16 protein-coding genes and 1 other annotated feature (1 of these 17 cut by a window edge) are annotated in these 16,301 nt (G+C 38.1%); all 16 genes read left to right on the top strand.

Annotated elements, in window-relative coordinates; genetic code table 11:
* Positions 1–179, top strand: a binding site (T-box leader); it begins 39 nt to the left of the window's first position.
* A gap of 76 nt (positions 180–255) precedes the next feature.
* The 16 genes from alaS to udk all read left to right on the top strand — a co-directional run bounded on the left by alaS (position 256) and on the right by udk (position 16,206).
* A complete protein-coding gene (gene alaS / locus ACIP9C_RS05805) occupies positions 256–2,916 on the top strand; it encodes an alanine--tRNA ligase (protein ID WP_401009216.1) in 2,661 nt (886 codons plus the stop codon).
* An 87-nt stretch (positions 2,917–3,003) separates the two neighbouring features.
* The gene (locus ACIP9C_RS05800) at positions 3,004–3,270 is read left to right on the top strand and encodes an IreB family regulatory phosphoprotein (RefSeq protein WP_024363117.1); all 267 of its coding nucleotides are present in this window, start codon (positions 3,004–3,006) and stop codon (positions 3,268–3,270) included.
* A 2-nt stretch (positions 3,271–3,272) separates the two neighbouring features.
* On the top strand, positions 3,273–3,689 hold the full coding sequence (gene ruvX, locus ACIP9C_RS05795; RefSeq protein WP_340823504.1) for a Holliday junction resolvase RuvX: 417 nt from the start codon (positions 3,273–3,275) through the stop codon (positions 3,687–3,689).
* A gap of 17 nt (positions 3,690–3,706) precedes the next feature.
* The gene (locus ACIP9C_RS05790) at positions 3,707–4,015 is read left to right on the top strand and encodes a DUF1292 domain-containing protein (RefSeq protein ID WP_024363115.1); all 309 of its coding nucleotides are present in this window, start codon (positions 3,707–3,709) and stop codon (positions 4,013–4,015) included.
* A 146-nt stretch (positions 4,016–4,161) separates the two neighbouring features.
* Positions 4,162–4,689 carry a DUF1292 domain-containing protein gene (locus ACIP9C_RS05785; RefSeq protein ID WP_401009214.1) on the top strand — a complete coding sequence of 176 codons (528 nt, stop codon included), beginning with the start codon at positions 4,162–4,164 and terminating at the stop codon, positions 4,687–4,689.
* Between the two features lie 554 nt (positions 4,690–5,243).
* Positions 5,244–6,050, top strand: a complete 807-nt coding sequence (locus ACIP9C_RS05780) for a MetQ/NlpA family ABC transporter substrate-binding protein (protein WP_401009213.1) — start codon at positions 5,244–5,246, stop codon at positions 6,048–6,050.
* 45 nt (positions 6,051–6,095) lie between these two features.
* A complete protein-coding gene (locus ACIP9C_RS05775; protein ID WP_401009211.1) occupies positions 6,096–7,175 on the top strand; it encodes a methionine ABC transporter ATP-binding protein in 1,080 nt (359 codons plus the stop codon).
* Positions 7,117–7,770, top strand: a complete 654-nt coding sequence (locus ACIP9C_RS05770) for a methionine ABC transporter permease (RefSeq protein ID WP_401009210.1) — start codon at positions 7,117–7,119, stop codon at positions 7,768–7,770. The genes ACIP9C_RS05775 and ACIP9C_RS05770 overlap by 59 nt, the downstream gene beginning before the upstream one ends.
* A 13-nt stretch (positions 7,771–7,783) precedes the next feature.
* Positions 7,784–8,620: a MetQ/NlpA family ABC transporter substrate-binding protein gene (locus tag ACIP9C_RS05765; RefSeq protein ID WP_401009209.1), complete on the top strand. Its 837-nt coding sequence runs from the start codon at positions 7,784–7,786 to the stop codon at positions 8,618–8,620.
* 18 nt (positions 8,621–8,638) lie between these two features.
* The gene (locus ACIP9C_RS05760) at positions 8,639–9,982 is read left to right on the top strand and encodes an LLM class flavin-dependent oxidoreductase (RefSeq protein WP_401009208.1); all 1,344 of its coding nucleotides are present in this window, start codon (positions 8,639–8,641) and stop codon (positions 9,980–9,982) included.
* A complete protein-coding gene (locus tag ACIP9C_RS05755) occupies positions 9,982–11,169 on the top strand; it encodes an acyl-CoA dehydrogenase family protein (protein ID WP_401009207.1) in 1,188 nt (395 codons plus the stop codon). Before ACIP9C_RS05760 ends, ACIP9C_RS05755 begins: the two co-directional genes overlap by 1 nt.
* Before the next feature lie 130 nt (positions 11,170–11,299).
* Positions 11,300–12,427, top strand: a complete 1,128-nt coding sequence (gene mltG, locus ACIP9C_RS05750; RefSeq protein ID WP_401009206.1) for an endolytic transglycosylase MltG — start codon at positions 11,300–11,302, stop codon at positions 12,425–12,427.
* Positions 12,428–12,702: 275 nt separating this feature from the next.
* Positions 12,703–13,335: an O-methyltransferase gene (locus ACIP9C_RS05745; RefSeq protein WP_401009205.1), complete on the top strand. Its 633-nt coding sequence runs from the start codon at positions 12,703–12,705 to the stop codon at positions 13,333–13,335.
* A gap of 5 nt (positions 13,336–13,340) precedes the next feature.
* Positions 13,341–14,273 carry a peptidase U32 family protein gene (locus ACIP9C_RS05740; RefSeq protein WP_401009204.1) on the top strand — a complete coding sequence of 311 codons (933 nt, stop codon included), beginning with the start codon at positions 13,341–13,343 and terminating at the stop codon, positions 14,271–14,273.
* Positions 14,274–14,287: 14 nt separating this feature from the next.
* Positions 14,288–15,568 carry a peptidase U32 family protein gene (locus tag ACIP9C_RS05735; RefSeq protein WP_401009203.1) on the top strand — a complete coding sequence of 427 codons (1,281 nt, stop codon included), beginning with the start codon at positions 14,288–14,290 and terminating at the stop codon, positions 15,566–15,568.
* On the top strand, positions 15,568–16,206 hold the full coding sequence (udk, locus tag ACIP9C_RS05730) for a uridine kinase (RefSeq protein WP_401009202.1): 639 nt from the start codon (positions 15,568–15,570) through the stop codon (positions 16,204–16,206). Before ACIP9C_RS05735 ends, udk begins: the two co-directional genes overlap by 1 nt.
* Positions 16,207–16,301: the final 95 nt, after the last annotated feature.

Here is a 16,301-nt window from a genome sequence, read left to right as displayed (position 1 = left end):
GAAGAAAGGGATTTCTAGGCTGAAAAAATCCTCACGTCAACAAGTGCCGAAAGCTACTCCAGAGTGCAGCTAATCCCTGCCGTTCACTTACGTTACAAGTGCTAAAGAGGTAAGTATGTATAATATGCTTACAACTAGGGTGGTACCGCGAGACAATTCACAAAGTCCTCGTCCCTTTTTGGGATGAGGGCTTTTTTATGCGTACAAGCGGATTCATATCGTAATTTTTACACAATTAGAGGAGGAACTTTTCATATGAAAGCAGCAGAAATTCGCCGTTTGTATTTAGAATTCTTTAAAGAAAAAGGACATCATCATGAACCATCAGCACCACTTGTGCCAATTAATGACCCTTCATTACTTTGGATTAACTCAGGTGTTGCAACATTAAAACCTTATTTTGACGGTCGTATTATTCCTGACAATCCACGTATTACAAATGCACAAAAATCAATTCGTACGAACGATATAGAAAATGTAGGGAAGACTGCACGTCACCATACATTTTTTGAAATGCTAGGGAACTTTTCTATTGGCGATTACTTCAAAAAAGAAGCAATTCATTATGCATGGGAATTTTTAACGGACAAAAAGTGGATGGGCTTTGACCCTGAACTTTTATCGATTACAATACATCCAGAAGACCAAGAAGCATATGATGTTTGGCATAACGAAATTGGTATTCCTGAAGAGCGCTTAATTCGATTAGAAGGAAACTTCTGGGATATTGGTGAAGGTCCATCTGGTCCAAACTCAGAAATTTTCTATGACCGAGGAGAAGAATATGGTTCAGATCAAAATGATCCAGAAATGTATCCTGGCGGTGAAAACGAGCGCTATTTAGAAGTTTGGAACTTAGTGTTCTCTCAATTTAACCACAATCCAGACGGTACTTATACACCATTACCAAAGCAAAATATTGATACTGGAATGGGTCTAGAACGTATTGTTTCGGTTGTACAAAATGTTCCGACGAACTTTGATACTGATTTATTCATGCCAATCATTGAAAAAATTGAACAGTTTGCAAATCGAAAATACAAACGTCCAGGTGAAGTTGCGTTAAGCGAAATCTTCGGCTCAGAAGAAGATATTAATACGCCTTTCAAGGTGATTGCAGACCATATCCGTACTGTAGCATTCGCTATCGGTGATGGTGCACTTCCTTCTAATGAAGGCCGTGGTTACGTATTGCGTCGTTTACTGCGCCGTGCAGTGCGCTATGCTAAGCAAATCGGTATTGAAAAACCGTTCATGTTTGAATTAGTACCGACAGTTGGCGAAATTATGGTTGATTTCTACCCAGAAGTTACGGAGAAATGCGAATTTATCCAACGTGTTATTAAAAACGAGGAAATTCGTTTCCATGAAACATTAGATGGCGGTCTTGCAATCTTTAACGAGGTTGTGGAAGCTCAAAAAGCAGCAGGCCATGATTATATCCCTGGAGCAGATGCATTCCGTCTCTATGACACGTATGGCTTCCCAATTGAATTAACAGAAGAATATGCGGAAGAAGTAGGCATGAAGGTAGATCACGAAGGATTTGAAGTTGCAATGAACGAGCAACGTGAGCGTGCGCGTGCTGCTCGCCAGGATGTTGATTCAATGCAAGTACAAAATGAAGTTCTAGCAAACTTAACAGTAGCAAGTGAATTTGTTGGGTATGATACATTATCGGTTGAAACTGAAATTGCAGCGATGATTGTTAATGGACAAGTAACTAAAGTAGCTTCAGAAGGTCAAGAAGCGTTAGTTGTATTAGCAAAAACACCATTCTATGCTGAAATGGGTGGACAAATTGCAGATAGCGGTGTAATTGCAAATGATGGCTTTACAGCAATCGTTAAGGATGTTCAAAAAGCACCAAATGGACAACCGTTACACACGGTTCTTGTGGAATCAGGCGAAATGCATGTTGAAGATGCGGTAAAAGCGGTTGTTAATCGTGAGGAACGTAATCTAATCATTAAAAACCATACAGCAACGCACATTATGCAACGTGCATTAAAAGATATATTAGGTGATCATGTGAACCAAGCAGGCTCATATGTTGGTCCAGATCGTTTGCGTTTTGACTTCTCTCACTTCGGTCAAGTAACAAAAGAAGAATTACAACAAATTGAGCGTATCGTTAATGAAAAAGTGTGGGAAGATATTGAAGTCGTGATTCAAGAAAAAGCAATAGATGAAGCTAGAGCAATGGGCGCAATGGCATTATTCGGTGAGAAATACGGAGATATCGTTCGCGTAGTATCTATTGGTGATTATTCAATCGAACTTTGCGGTGGTATCCATGTAAAACGTTCTTCTGAAATAGGCTTCTTTAAAATTGTTTCAGAAGGTGGTATCGGTGCAGGAACTCGTCGTATAGAGGCTGTAACTGGTAAAGTGGCATATGAGGCAGTCAAAGAAGAAGAGGCGCTATTAAATGATGCAGCAACACTTTTAAAAGCAAATCCGAAAGATATTGTGACAAAAGTCCATGCATTACAAGCAGATTACAAAGAATTACAACGTGAAAATGAAGGATTGTCACAAAAAATTGCGAATGCTCAAGCAGGCGCTATCGTAGATGCAGCACAAACTTTTGGTGATGTAACAGTACTTTCAACTAAAGTGGAAGCAAAAGACAACAACCAATTGCGTCAAATGATGGATGACTTAAAAGGTAAAATGACGAAAGCCGTTGTCGTATTAGGTGCTGTTGATGGCGATAAAGTTATGTTATGTGCAGGTGTTACGAAAGATTTAGTTGGTGGCAATTACCATGCAGGAAATATTGTGAAAATGGTTGCGGAAGCTTGTGGCGGTAAAGGTGGCGGTCGTCCAGATATGGCGATGGCGGGTGCAAAAGATGCTTCAAAACTTGATGAAGCGCTACTTTCTGTGTATGATTACGTTAAATCCATTTAATTAATACGTCAAATCGGTTATAATAAAGAGAAATCGGAGATGAGCTTCTTTGCACATCTCCTTATTTCTGAAAGCGAGGTGCTGGTCATGAGTTCATTTGATCAAACGATGAAATTTAATTTTCCAGAAGAATCAATGGAACAGGAAGTCAAGCAGGTAATGTTGAAAGTACATTCTTCATTAGAGGAAAAGGGATATAATCCTATCAATCAGATTGTCGGTTACTTACTTTCTGGTGATCCGGCGTATATTCCTCGCCATCAGGATGCTCGTAATTTAATTCGCAAGCTAGAGCGTGACGAAATTCTAGAAGAGCTTGTTAAATTTTATATCAAAAAGAATAACGAGGGCTAGAAATGAGAATTATGGGATTGGACGTTGGGTCGAAAACAGTAGGTGTTGCAATTAGCGACGCACTTGGCTGGACGGCTCAAGGTATTGAAACCGTAAAAATTGATGAAGCAAATGGCGAATTCGGCATCGACCGTATCGCTGAGCTAGTGAAGGAATATACTATTACTGAATTTGTTGTAGGATTCCCGAAAAACATGAATAATACGGTTGGACCTCGTGGTGAAGCTTCTGAAAACTATAAAAAGTTATTAGAAGATACATTTTCACTTCCGGTTAAACTTTGGGATGAGCGTTTAACGACGATGGCTGCCGAGCGCATGCTAATCGAAGCGGACGTAAGTCGCAAAAAACGCAAGCAAGTCATTGATAAAATGGCGGCTGTGATGATTTTACAAGGCTATTTAGATAGCAAAAACTAATTAATGAGGTGGCAAACATGGCACACGAGCATAACCATGAAGAAGAATTACATGTACAACACATTACAGTGATTGATGAAAACGGAAACGAGCAGCTTTGCGAAGTGATTCACGTACACGAGTCTCCTGAGTTCGGCAAATCTTATGTATTTTACTCAATGGTAGGCGCTGAAGAAGATGAAGATGGTTCTGTAGAAATTTTCGTATCTTCATTTGTACCATCTGAAAACGGTGAAGATGGCGAATTAACACCGATTGAAACAGAAGCAGAGTGGGACATGGTAGAAGACGTTTTAAACGCTTTAGAGGACGAAGACGAAGAATAATTGTTTTCATTTTAGAGTGTAAGGAACAAGGATGGCACAAGCGGTCCTTGTTCTTTTTTTACGCCATCAACTTCGTGTTTCGAAGAAGGGGTAGTAGAGCACATAGAAATTTAGACAATAAGTAAATATTGTAAGGAGGAATAAAAATGAACGAGGAAACACAAGAATTCATAATAATAGGTGACAATGGCAAAGAGCAAACATGCCGTGTTGTTTTTACATTTGATGCAGAGGAAAAATCATATGTACTGTTTTCCCTAATCGATGAAAACGGACAGGAAATTCCAGGTGATATTTCAGCTATGACATTCGATTATGATGATAACAGCGGAGAAATGACCAATTTACAACCTGTTGAAACAGAAGTAGAATGGGAAATGATTAATGAAGTTGTATTAACGCTTCTTGATGAATTCCAAGAAGAGCCACAGCTTATTACTGTAACGAATGAGGATGGTACGGATCAAGTGTGCGAGGTGATTCATACATTTGCTTCAGAGCAATTTGGTAAATCTTACGTACTTTATGTAGCTGTCTCAGACAAGCCGATGGAGGAGCGAGATATTTTCGCCGCGCAATACGTACCTGGAGCAGATGGAACAATTGAGGATTTACTACCGATTGAGACGGACGAAGAATGGGAATTTGTAGAAGATGTTTTAAATGATTTATAAAAAGAACGGACGATAGTTAAAAGACAAAGCATACTCGAAGTACGACTTCGAGTATGCTTTTTTTACAGTCTATAGAAAGTGCCAGGCACTCAAACAATAAAAATACACGAAGACTCCTGTAGCTTACGTCTTGCCCTATCGGCGATTCTGGAGTTTTATAAGCGGGCTTATAATGCCTGCGGAAATCGAAGTGGATTTTTACGATTTAGAAGGCTGGAATGGTTTACAACGATAGGTCTAATAGAAAATTTCTATATGAACCTTAAAAGTATTCTATCTGATGATGACTATTTTGTGTTTTAGAGAAAAAATAGCTATCTAAGTACGTAAAAAAGGTAAAACGCTTTGCCGAAAATTGTGTCTTTAAAGATATGTGGAATAAATAAGAAAAAAAGGCATTGACCAATTACTAGTAACCAGATAAGATTTGTTGTAATAAAAATAGAAAATTTCAAATACTTTATTTTTAAAGAGAACAATTCAATTGCACAAGAAATTCTCTATTTTTATTGCTTATAAAACCAAGTAAATTAATAAATTAAGGAGGATATGATGTGAAAAAAATATGGTTATTGTTTATTGGTACATTATTTATTGTATTAGCGGGCTGTACAGATTCAGAGCAGACAAAAAAAGACGAAACAGTGACATTAAGAGTAGGAGCAGCGAGTGTGCCACATGCGGAAGTTTTAGAGTATTTAGCAGATGATCTTGCAAAAGATGGTGTGAAACTAAATATTTCAATATTAAAAGATGCTGTACAAACTAATCAACAAACAGCAGACGGTGAACTCGATTTCAATTATTTTCAGCATATCCCTTTTTTAGAACAGACGAACAAAGAAAGTAATTTAGATTTAGTAAGTGTCAAAGGAATTCATATAGAGCCATTTGGTGTTTATTCAAAAACAATTAGCGATATAAAAGACTTACCACAAAATGCAAAAGTGGCTGTACCCAATGACGTTGTCAATTTTTCGCGTGCATTATTACTGTTTAAAAATAATGATCTTATCGAATTAGATGATGCAAAGAAAAATGATTATACAGTTGAGGATATTACAAAAAATGAAAAGAACATTCAATTTATCGGTGTCGATTCATTGCTGTTAGTTCGCTCCTTAGATGATGTAGATGCATCTGCTATCAATACGAACTACGCGTTAGAAGGTGGCTATAATCCACTTGACGATGCACTCATTATAGAAGGATCAGATTCTCCTTATGTCAATATTATCGCAACGACGAAAGAAAAACAGGAAGATGCTGCTATTCAAAAAGTTGTGAAATGGCTGACAAGTGAAAAGGCTCGTAAGTTTTTTGAAGACCAATATAAGGGAGCTGTCGTTCCAGTATTTTAGTTTTTATAGTGAATCTTAAAAGGTCGAATAATAGGGGGTAAGTGGATGATTGAATTTATTGATACGACGAAGGAATTCCATGTTGGTCAATCTACTGTAAAGGCGTTAAATCACATTAATTTAACTATTCAAAAAGGTGATATTTTTGGCGTGATTGGGTTTAGTGGAGCTGGAAAAAGTACTTTAATTCGGACTGTGAATTTACTCGAGGAGCCGACATCTGGCCAAGTACTTGTAAATGGAAAAAATTTAACAAAATTAAGTAAAAGACAATTACGTGAGGAAAAGAAAAATATCGGTATGATTTTTCAACACTTCAATCTTCTCCATTCAAAAACGGTTTTCGATAATGTGGCGATGCCGTTAGTGTTAAGTGGAGCTAAAAAATCGAGAATATCAGCGCAAGTTCAAGAGGTCTTAACTTTTGTCGGCTTAGAAGATAAGGCGCACCGTTATATTGATGAATTATCAGGTGGACAAAAGCAACGAGTAGGTATTGCAAGAGCACTAATAACAAAGCCAACGATTCTATTATGTGATGAGGCGACTTCTGCACTTGATCCGCAAACGACAAAATCAATATTAGCGTTACTAAAGCGGGTCAATATTGAGTATGGCATTACGATTTTAATGATTACACATGAAATGGAAGTCATTCGTGATATTTGTAATCGAGTAGCAGTAATGGAAAACGGAAAAATTATTGAAGAAGACAATGTCCTACACATTTTTTCCGCACCTAAGGAAGAAACGACGAAAAACTTTGTGCAGTCGGTTGTGCGAAACGAAATTCCACAATCTATTTATGACCAACTGAAGGTAATCGATGGAACGAAGCGTATTTATAATATCAAGTTTATCGGGGTGGATGTTGGCCAGCCCGTTGTATCACAAGTAGCTAAAAAATTCGCTGTCGATGTTAATGTTTTATTCGGCAATATTACAGAGCTTCAAGGCATTCCATTCGGACATTTAATTGTAGAGCTAGTTGGTACAGCAACGGAAATTCAGAAGGCATTTTTATATATTCAAAGCAAAAATATTCATATAGAGGAGGTCGTTGCACATGAAGGTGAGCACGCAAATTATTATCGACGCAGTGTTGGATACGCTGTACATGGTTAGTATTTCATTATTTTTTGGCGCTATTTTAGGATTTATATTAGGTGTTGTTTTAGTTGTTACACGAAAAGGGCACATTCTTGAAAGTAAAATCATCTTCTCAATTGTAAATCCGATTGTAAATACATTTCGTTCCATTCCGTTCATCATTTTATTAGTTGCCATCATTCCATTTACACGTTTACTTGTTGGAACAGCTATTGGCACAACAGCTGCTATCGTTCCACTGGTCTTGCATATTGGACCATATATTTCAAGATTAATTGAAAATTCTCTTCTTGAAGTAGATGAAGGCATTATTGAAGCCGCTAAAGCAATGGGGGCTTCTCCATTTCAAATTATTCATAAGTTTTTACTTCCTGAAGCTTTCCCATCATTAATATTAAGTGTTACGACAGCAACAATTGGTCTGATTGGTGCAACGGCAATGGCAGGTGCAGTAGGTGGAGGCGGTCTTGGGGATGTAGCCATTACTTACGGCTATCAACGCTTTGATAATGTTACCATTTTAGTAACAGTTGTTATTTTAGTAATACTTGTTCAAATTATTCAAAGTATCGGCAATACCATAGAAAGAAAGTTACGAAGAGTAGCATAAAGGAGAGCTGGCCATGAAGAAAATCCATTATCTAATAGGACTCATTTCATTATTATTTTTACTTGTAGCATGTTCAAAATCAGAAGGAAAAGATGTTGTGAAGGTTGGCATTCGTAGTTCGGAAATAAAGACGTGGGAATATATAAAAGAGCAAGCTGCAAAGGAAGATATACAATTAGAACTCGTGACATTTTCGGCACAATACGATCCCAATCAAGCATTGGCTGAGGGAGAGGTTGATATCAATGCCTTCCAGCACGTAGCTTACTTAAATTTGTTTAATACGAATAACGGTACAGATTTACAGGCGATTGGTACAACGATTATGGCGCCTATTGGTCTTTATTCGAACAAATACAATCGGGTAGAAGATATAAAAGATGGTGCTAAAATTGCTGTGCCAAATGATCCTTCCAACTGGGGGCGAGCATTGTTACTTCTGCAAGAATACGACCTGTTAACGGTCACGGATAATTTTGATGGCAGTGGTGGAGAAGATCGAATAAAAGATAACCCTAAAAATTTAACGATTGTGCCTGTAGATGGAGCGACGACTCCTCGTGTAATGGAAGACACTGATTTTGCGGTTATTAATAATGGGGTAGCTGTCGAAGCAGGTTTACTTTTAAAGGACGCCATTATTCATGAAAATGAAACAGCGAAACCTTTTATCAATGTCATTGTGGCAAAGCCGGAAGACAAGGACAAGGACATATTGAAAGAAATAGTTGAAATATATCAGCGTAAACAAACGGCAGATTTTGTCTCTGAGGTTTCCAAGGGTAACTATATTCCTGTCAAGATGTCATTGGATGAATTAGCAACATGGAAAGCATTTTATTCATATTAAAAGGAGAGATGATGAAAAATGACAGAGAAAAAACAATTGAAGCTTGCTTTATATTTAATTGGGGCAGGGATGCATGTTGCGGCATGGAAGCATCCTTTAGCGCAGGTCGATGCAAGCATCGATATAAAGGCTTTACAGAAAGCAGCGCAGCTAGCCGAAAAAGGTAAGTTTGACATTGCCTTTGTTGCTGATAGCTTGGCAATTAATCGCGAATCCCACCCACATATTTTAAATCGTTTTGACCCATTAATTCAAATTACAGCGCTGGCAGCGGCAACGTCAAAAATTGGCCTTGGTGCAACAGCCTCGACTACTTATAGTGAGCCGTATGTGTTAGCAAGACAATTAATGTCCATCGATCATATAAGTAATGGACGTGTCGCATGGAACTTAGTAACAACGGCAGATGCAACAGGTGAAACAGCTTTAAACTTTAGTCGTGATAAACATTGGGAGCACGATCATCGCTACGAGCGTGCGGAAGAATTTATTGACGTCGTACAGTCGTTATGGGATTCGTGGGAGGATGACGCATTTGTCTATGATCGCGAAAATAATATTTTTTTTGATCAACAAAAAGTACATGAAACAGCATTCAAAGGTAAATATTTTTCTGTTAAGGGTCCGTTAAACATTGCGCGTTCAATACAAGGGCAGCCTGTCATTGTTGAGGCAGGAGCATCTAAGCCAGGGCAAAAATTAGCTGCACGGACAGCTGAAGTAGTTTTTGTGCACTGGGATGATATAGAAAAATCAAAGGTGCATTATCGTGATTTAAAGGCACAGCTTGTGCCATTTGGTCGCACTGAGGACGAACTGCTTGTTTTACAAGGCATATCTCCAATTGTTGGTGATACAGAAGAAGAGGCCATTCGCAAATATAATGAGTTACAATCCTTGGTAGATCCGTATGAGAGCTTGAGGTTTGTTTCAGGTTACATGGGCAATGTTGATTTTTCGAAGTATTCACTTGATACACCTGCGATTGAAGTTGATTTTCCAACTGTTAACAGTATTCAAAGTCATTTTTATGAGCATTTAGAAATTATCAAAAAAGAAAATTTAAAAGTTGGCGATTTATACGCCCGTCTTTTTGGTCCAGCAAGACGTGATGCTTTTGTTGGAACTGCCGTGCAAATTGCTGATGAGATGGAACGTTGGTTAACAGAAAAGGCAGCGGATGGATTTATGCTCCAATTCCCGTTATTGCCGCGTGATTTAGAAAGCTTTGTGGAAAAAGTGGTACCAATTTTGCAGGAACGTGGAATATATCGTGAAGATTATACGGGGTCAACATTACGTGAGCATTTAGGGTTGAAAAAACCACAAAATCGATATGTCAAAAGTAAGGTGATTCATTGATGAGTGATGTATTTATTCGAAATGAGCGAGAGCGACAGCTTGTTCAATATGCGCGCAAACTTGCTGAACAAATTGAAGAAACGGCTGCCGTTTATGATGAAAGTGGTGCATTTCCGTTCGACCATTTTAAAATTTTAGAGGATGCAGGTTATTTCCGATTGACTGTACCTAAGAAATACGGTGGTGATGAAATCTCTCTCTATGAAATGCTATTAGTGCAAGAACAACTTGCTAAAGGAGATGGATCAACTGCTTTAGCTGTTGGTTGGCATTTGTTAACCTTTTTAAATGTCCGAGAGGCGAAGGCGTGGCCAGAGCATGTATTTGCAGAACTGAGTCGTAAGGCAGTAGAGGAAGGATCTTTATTAAATATTATTAATAGTGAACGAGGAAAGGGCAATATTTCACGCGGAAGTCTACCAGGAACGACAGCTAAAAAGGTTTCGGGTGGGTATATTATTTCTGGTGAAAAGGCGTTTGCTTCATTAGCTCCCGTTTTAAAGCAATTTACAATTATCGCCTATGTAGAAGATGAGAATATAACTGCTGAGTTTCTCATTGAGAAAAATGAACGAGTAGAAGTTGTAAATACATGGGATGCCATGGGCATGCGCGCGACAGGCAGCCATGATATTATCTTTCATGACACCTTTGTACAGGATGAAGCATTATTATATCGTCATCGTCCAAATGAAGTAAATCGGTTTTTAGCAGATGGGCGGGTTTATTCGTTAGAAATTCCTGCTGTATACTTAGGCATTGCAGGAGCAGCTCGAGATTATGTAATCGAGTTTGCGAAAAATACGTATTCCTATAGTTTGGAAAATACGATTGCCCATGCTAGTCATGTGCAACAAAAGATTGGGGAAATAGAGGTGTTGTATCAAACATCCCGCCGTACACTATATAGCATTGCCGCACAAGTAGAACAGCAGCCTGCATTGAAGGAGCAACTAGCGAATGATGTCAGTATAGCTAAGTATGTTATTTGCCATCATGCCATTGACATTGTGACCAAGGCGATGCAAATCGTTGGTGGACGCAGTTTGTCGAAATCTAATAAATTGCAACGTCTATTCCGAGATGTACAATGTAGCCGCTTTAATCCACCAGCTGATGATGTGGTCATTTCCCAGTTAGCGCATGGCTTGTTAGTAGAAGAAAAGCAAGGAGCTTTGCAATTATAAAGTATCAAATCTGCTAAAGAATGTGTTAGCAGATTTTTTTATGTGTGCAATTTCACCTGAATTGTCCATTTCTGTTTGTCGTAAAAGTTGATTTCTAGTATGATATTGAATAGTGATAGGGGGGAAACCCGTGGATAACGGTTCTAAAAAACAAGAAATGTTTTCAAAAATGCAGGAAAAAAAGACTGAGGTAAAAATTGTGAGAAAAATAGTAGCTATTATAGCCATTACATTTGTATTAGTATTTGGGATTATCGGTTTAATGGGTTACAACTACGTAAAAAGTGCTTTAAAACCAATTGATCCAGATGCAACAAAAACAATTGCTGTTGAAGTACCAATTGGCTCAAGTTTAAGCTCGATTTCGGCTTTACTAGAGAAAAAGGGCATTATTAAAGATGCAAAAGTTTTTAAATACTATGCAAAATTTAAAAATGAATCCCAATTCCAAGCAGGAAATTATGATTTAACACAATCAATGACATTGGACGAGCTAATTGAGAGCTTAAAAACAGGGAAGGTGTATCGTGAGCCTGTCTTTACGATGACGATTCCCGAAGGATTAACACTGGATCAGATTGGAAAAATCGTTGAAAAGAAAACGCCTTATACACAAAAAGAGTTTATGGATTTAGTGACAAGCGAAGCATTTGTTCAAAAAATGATGGCCAACTATCCAGAGCTTATTACTGATGCGGTTTTAGCAGACAATATTCGCTATGATTTAGAAGGTTATTTATACCCTGCAACATATTCATATTTTGAAGAGAAACCTTCGTTAGAAGCAATCGCTGAAGAAATGATCGGTGCTATGAATAATGTTGTGAAAAATTACAGTGAGGTTCTAGTAGAAAAACAAATGTCAGTACATCAACTACTAACTTTTGCCTCATTATTAGAGGAAGAAGCAACAGCTCAAACAGATCGTGAAACGATTGCAAGTGTCTTCTATAATCGTATTGAGGAAGGCATGCCTCTACAAACTGACCCAACTGTTTTATATGCACTTGGCTCACATAAAGACCGCGTTTTATATGAAGATTTAGAAGTAGAAAACGCTTATAACACTTACAAAAATAAAGGGTTACCGCCAGGTCCAATTGCTGGTGCTGGAAAAACTTCGATTGAAGCAGCGTTAAATCCGAGCAAAACAGATTATTTCTATTTCCTAGCAGATAAAGAAGGTGTCAACCACTTCTCAAAAACATATGATGAGCATTTGCAAAAGGTAGAAAAATATTTACGCCAAGCAGAGTAGTTTCTAGTAAATAAAAACAAACTTAGCACAATAAAATGAATAGAAGGAAAGAAAAATAGCTTTCCTTCTATTTTCGTGCTATTATAAATTGTGATTTTTAATCAATTAATACGTGGTGGCAATTGTTTCGTGCATATAGACAAACAATTGCTCATTTTTGTATGGCAAAGTACCAAGACATCACGTTTGGTCTTTTTCTTTTTGTAGCAAAGTGATGATGAAGTTTGGACAACGGGAATGTGCTCGTTTCCTTTTAAATGAGGGTGAATTTTACAATGGAATTATCGGATGCATATATACAATCATTTATTCAACCACGTAATGAGTTGCTTTTAGAAATGGAAGCATATGCGGAAGAAAATCATGTACCGATTATGCAACTAGCAGGGATAGATGCGCTAAATCAGTTACTTCGTATTCAAAATCCGTCAAAAATATTAGAAATTGGCACGGCAATTGGTTACTCAGCAATCCGTATGGCAGACGCTTTGCCGAATGTGCATATTGTGACGATTGAACGCGATGAAGAGCGTGTAGCTCGAGCGAGAGCTTATATTGCACGTTCGTCTGTTTCAAACCGTATTACGGTACTTGAGGGAGATGCCTTAGAGGTAGATGATGAGGCGATTCATACAACTTTCGATGCGATTTTTATTGATGCAGCGAAGGGACAATATCAACGATTTTTCGAAAAATATGCCCCACTTGTAAAATCAGGAGGAGTCTTATATATCGATAATATGTATATGCACGGATTGTCGGATTTGGACTTAAAGGACGTGCCACGTCGCAAGCGGACAATGATTCGAAATTTAAAAAATTTTACCGATTGGATTATGCATCATCCTGAATATACAAGTGCATTTTTACCAGTCGGAGATGGCTTATTATTATGTTTGAAGAGGTGACGACTATGAAAAAACCTGAATTGCTTGTCACACCGCAATCAGTGGACCATGTAAAAGCACTTTTAACAGCTGGAGCAGATGCTTTTGTCATTGGAGAGCAACAATTTGGTCTTCGTCTTGCTGGAGAATTTTCTGTGAGCGAAGTAGAAGAAGCAACGAAGCTAATTCACGAAGCAGGCAAAAAGGTTTATGTTGCAGTGAATGCGCTATTTCATAACGAAAAACTAGATGCACTAGGTGAATACTTAAAAGAAATGCAACGTATAGGTGTAGATCGCTTAATTTACGGCGACCCTGCTGTTATTATTGTGCGTCGTGAGCAAGGTGTTACAATTCCGTTACATTGGAATCCTGAGACAACAGCAACAAACTGGTTTACTGCAAATTATTGGGGTAAACGTGGCGCAACAAGAGCTGTTCTTGCACGTGAGCTTTCGCTAGATGAAGTACTAGAAATTAAGGAAAATGCGGAAGTAGAAGTTGAAGTACAAGTGCATGGCATGACTTGTATGTTCCAATCAAAACGTCCTTTACTAGGTCATTATTTCCTATACCAGGATAAAGTAATGGCAATCGAAAATCGTCAGGATAACCGTAATATGTTCATCCACGATGATGAACGTAACAATAAATATCCAATTTATGAGGATAACAACGGTACGCATATTTTCAGTCCAAATGATATGTGCATTATCGATGAGCTTGGCGAGTTATTTGAAGCAGGCATCGATGCATTAAAAATTGAAGGTGTTTTACAGTCGCCAGAATATGTTGTCACAGTAACGGAAGCATATCGTCAAGCAATTGACACATATTTTGACGAATCTGAAGACGCATATGACGATATTAAAGATGATTTACTGGCTAAAATTGAAGATATCCAGCCTGCTATTCGACCACTCGATACTGGCTTTATCTTCAAAGAAACAGTGTACTAGGAGGTGGCAAGGATATGGCATTGGCATTAGAACAAAATGACAAAATTCGTGAAGTTGTTGACGGCAAGCGCGTCATTACAAAAAAACCTGAACTACTTGCCCCTGCAGGTAGCTTAGAAAAACTAAAAGTAGCTGTCCATTATGGAGCAGACGCTGTATTTATTGGCGGTCGTGAATTTGGTCTTCGTTCAAACGCAGATAATTTCTCTATTGATGATATGCGTGAAGGTGTAGATTTCGCTAACAAATACGGAGCAAAAATTTACGTAACAACGAATATTTTCGCTCATAATGAAAATATGGACGGTTTAGAGCAGTACTTGAAGGATATTGAATCTGCAGGAGTTACCGGCATTATCGTAGCAGACCCACTAATTATCGAAACATGTCGTAATGCTGCGCCAAAGCTTGAAATTCATCTTTCTACACAACAATCACTATCCAATTGGAAAGCTGTGCAGTACTGGAAAGAAGAAGGCTTACATCGAGTAGTGTTAGCGCGTGAAGTTGGCGGCGAAGAGATGAAGCTAATGAAAGAAAAAGTCGATATCGAAATTGAAGCATTCGTTCATGGGGCGATGTGTATCGCATATTCGGGTCGTTGTGTACTATCAAATCATATGACAGCGCGAGACTCCAATCGTGGTGGTTGCTGCCAATCTTGTCGTTGGGACTACGACCTATACGAGCTAGAAGACGGTGAGGAAAAAGCACTTTTCGATGATAACCATGCACCATTTGCAATGAGTCCGAAAGATTTAAAGTTAATTGAAGCGATTCCGCATATGATTGAGCTGGGTATTGATTCATTAAAAGTAGAAGGTCGTATGAAGTCAATTCACTATGTGGCTACAGTTGTTTCTGTGTATCGTAAAGTGATTGATGCTTACTGTGCTGATCCAGATAATTTCCAAATTAAACGTGAATGGCTAGAAGAGTTAGATAAATGTGCAAACCGTGATACAGCTGAGGCATTTTTCCATGATGCACCAGGACACGAGGAGCAAATGTTTGGCGTTCATGGTCGTAAAACAACATACGAATTTGCAGGACTTATTTTAAATCACGATCCAGAGACGAAAATCGTTACAATGCAACAACGTAACTATTTTAAACCTGGTGATGAAGTTGAATTTTTTGGTCCAGAAATCGAAAACTTCCGTATTACGATGGGGGAAATTTGGGATGAGGACGGCAATAGCTTAGATGCGGCACGTCATCCATTACAAATTGTTAAATTTAAATGTGATACCCTGCTTCAACCGCATAACATGATGCGAAAGGAGAATAATTAATGGCAATAAAGCGTCCAGTTGTCATCGGAATCGCTGGTGGTTCATGCTCAGGTAAAACGAGTGTGACACGTGCTATTTATGATGTTTTCCGTGAGCATTCTGTTGTTGTAATTGAGCAAGATTATTACTACAAAGATCAGAGTCATTTAACATTTGAAGAACGTTTAGGAACGAATTATGACCATCCCCTAGCGTTTGATAATGATTTATTAATTGAACATATTAAAAAATTATTAAAGCGTCAGTCTATCGAGAAGCCTGTGTATGACTATGTACAGCATACACGTGCTAATGAAGTTATCCATGTTGAGCCAGTAGATGTTATTATACTAGAAGGAATTTTAGTATTAGAGGATGCGGACTTACGTAGTTTAATGGACATAAAATTGTTTGTAGATACGGATTCAGATTTACGTATTATTCGTCGTATTCTTCGAGACATTAAAGAGCGTGGACGCACAACGGATTCCGTTATAGAGCAGTATTTATCTGCGGTGCGCCCAATGCATAATATGTTCATTGAACCAACTAAACGTTATGCTGATATTATTATTCCCGAAGGTGGGGAAAATGGTGTAGCAATTGATTTGATGGTAACGAAAATTAAAACTATTCTTGAAACTGACAACGTATTGTAATAAGATAGAGTGGTATTGACAATATTTACATGAATTTCAAAGCATATTTTTGTAACGCATGCATACTATTAGGTCAAAGCGTATTTTGAAATGAG

Origin of the sequence: Lysinibacillus sp. NPDC093210 (assembly GCF_044753985.1) — a bacterium.
In the GTDB taxonomy this organism is placed as follows: Bacteria; Bacillota; Bacilli; order Bacillales_A; family Planococcaceae; genus Lysinibacillus.
The sequence above is the reverse complement of the archived record's forward strand: the minus strand, read 5'-3'. Positions and strand labels throughout refer to the sequence as shown.

Bases quoted from the DNA above. Each gene is read 5' to 3' on its own strand.
- alaS (WP_401009216.1), top strand. From the start codon at position 256: ATGAAAGCAGCAGAAATTCGCCGTTTGTATTTAGAATTCTTTAAAGAA.
- ACIP9C_RS05800 (WP_024363117.1), top strand. From the start codon at position 3,004: ATGAGTTCATTTGATCAAACGATGAAATTTAATTTTCCAGAAGAATCA.
- ruvX (WP_340823504.1), top strand. From the start codon at position 3,273: ATGAGAATTATGGGATTGGACGTTGGGTCGAAAACAGTAGGTGTTGCA.
- ACIP9C_RS05790 (WP_024363115.1), top strand. From the start codon at position 3,707: ATGGCACACGAGCATAACCATGAAGAAGAATTACATGTACAACACATT.
- ACIP9C_RS05785 (WP_401009214.1), top strand. From the start codon at position 4,162: ATGAACGAGGAAACACAAGAATTCATAATAATAGGTGACAATGGCAAA.
- ACIP9C_RS05775 (WP_401009211.1), top strand. From the start codon at position 6,096: ATGATTGAATTTATTGATACGACGAAGGAATTCCATGTTGGTCAATCT.
- ACIP9C_RS05770 (WP_401009210.1), top strand. From the start codon at position 7,117: ATGAAGGTGAGCACGCAAATTATTATCGACGCAGTGTTGGATACGCTG.
- ACIP9C_RS05765 (WP_401009209.1), top strand. From the start codon at position 7,784: ATGAAGAAAATCCATTATCTAATAGGACTCATTTCATTATTATTTTTA.
- ACIP9C_RS05760 (WP_401009208.1), top strand. From the start codon at position 8,639: ATGACAGAGAAAAAACAATTGAAGCTTGCTTTATATTTAATTGGGGCA.
- ACIP9C_RS05755 (WP_401009207.1), top strand. From the start codon at position 9,982: ATGAGTGATGTATTTATTCGAAATGAGCGAGAGCGACAGCTTGTTCAA.
- ACIP9C_RS05745 (WP_401009205.1), top strand. From the start codon at position 12,703: ATGGAATTATCGGATGCATATATACAATCATTTATTCAACCACGTAAT.
- ACIP9C_RS05740 (WP_401009204.1), top strand. From the start codon at position 13,341: ATGAAAAAACCTGAATTGCTTGTCACACCGCAATCAGTGGACCATGTA.
- ACIP9C_RS05735 (WP_401009203.1), top strand. From the start codon at position 14,288: ATGGCATTGGCATTAGAACAAAATGACAAAATTCGTGAAGTTGTTGAC.
- udk (WP_401009202.1), top strand. From the start codon at position 15,568: ATGGCAATAAAGCGTCCAGTTGTCATCGGAATCGCTGGTGGTTCATGC.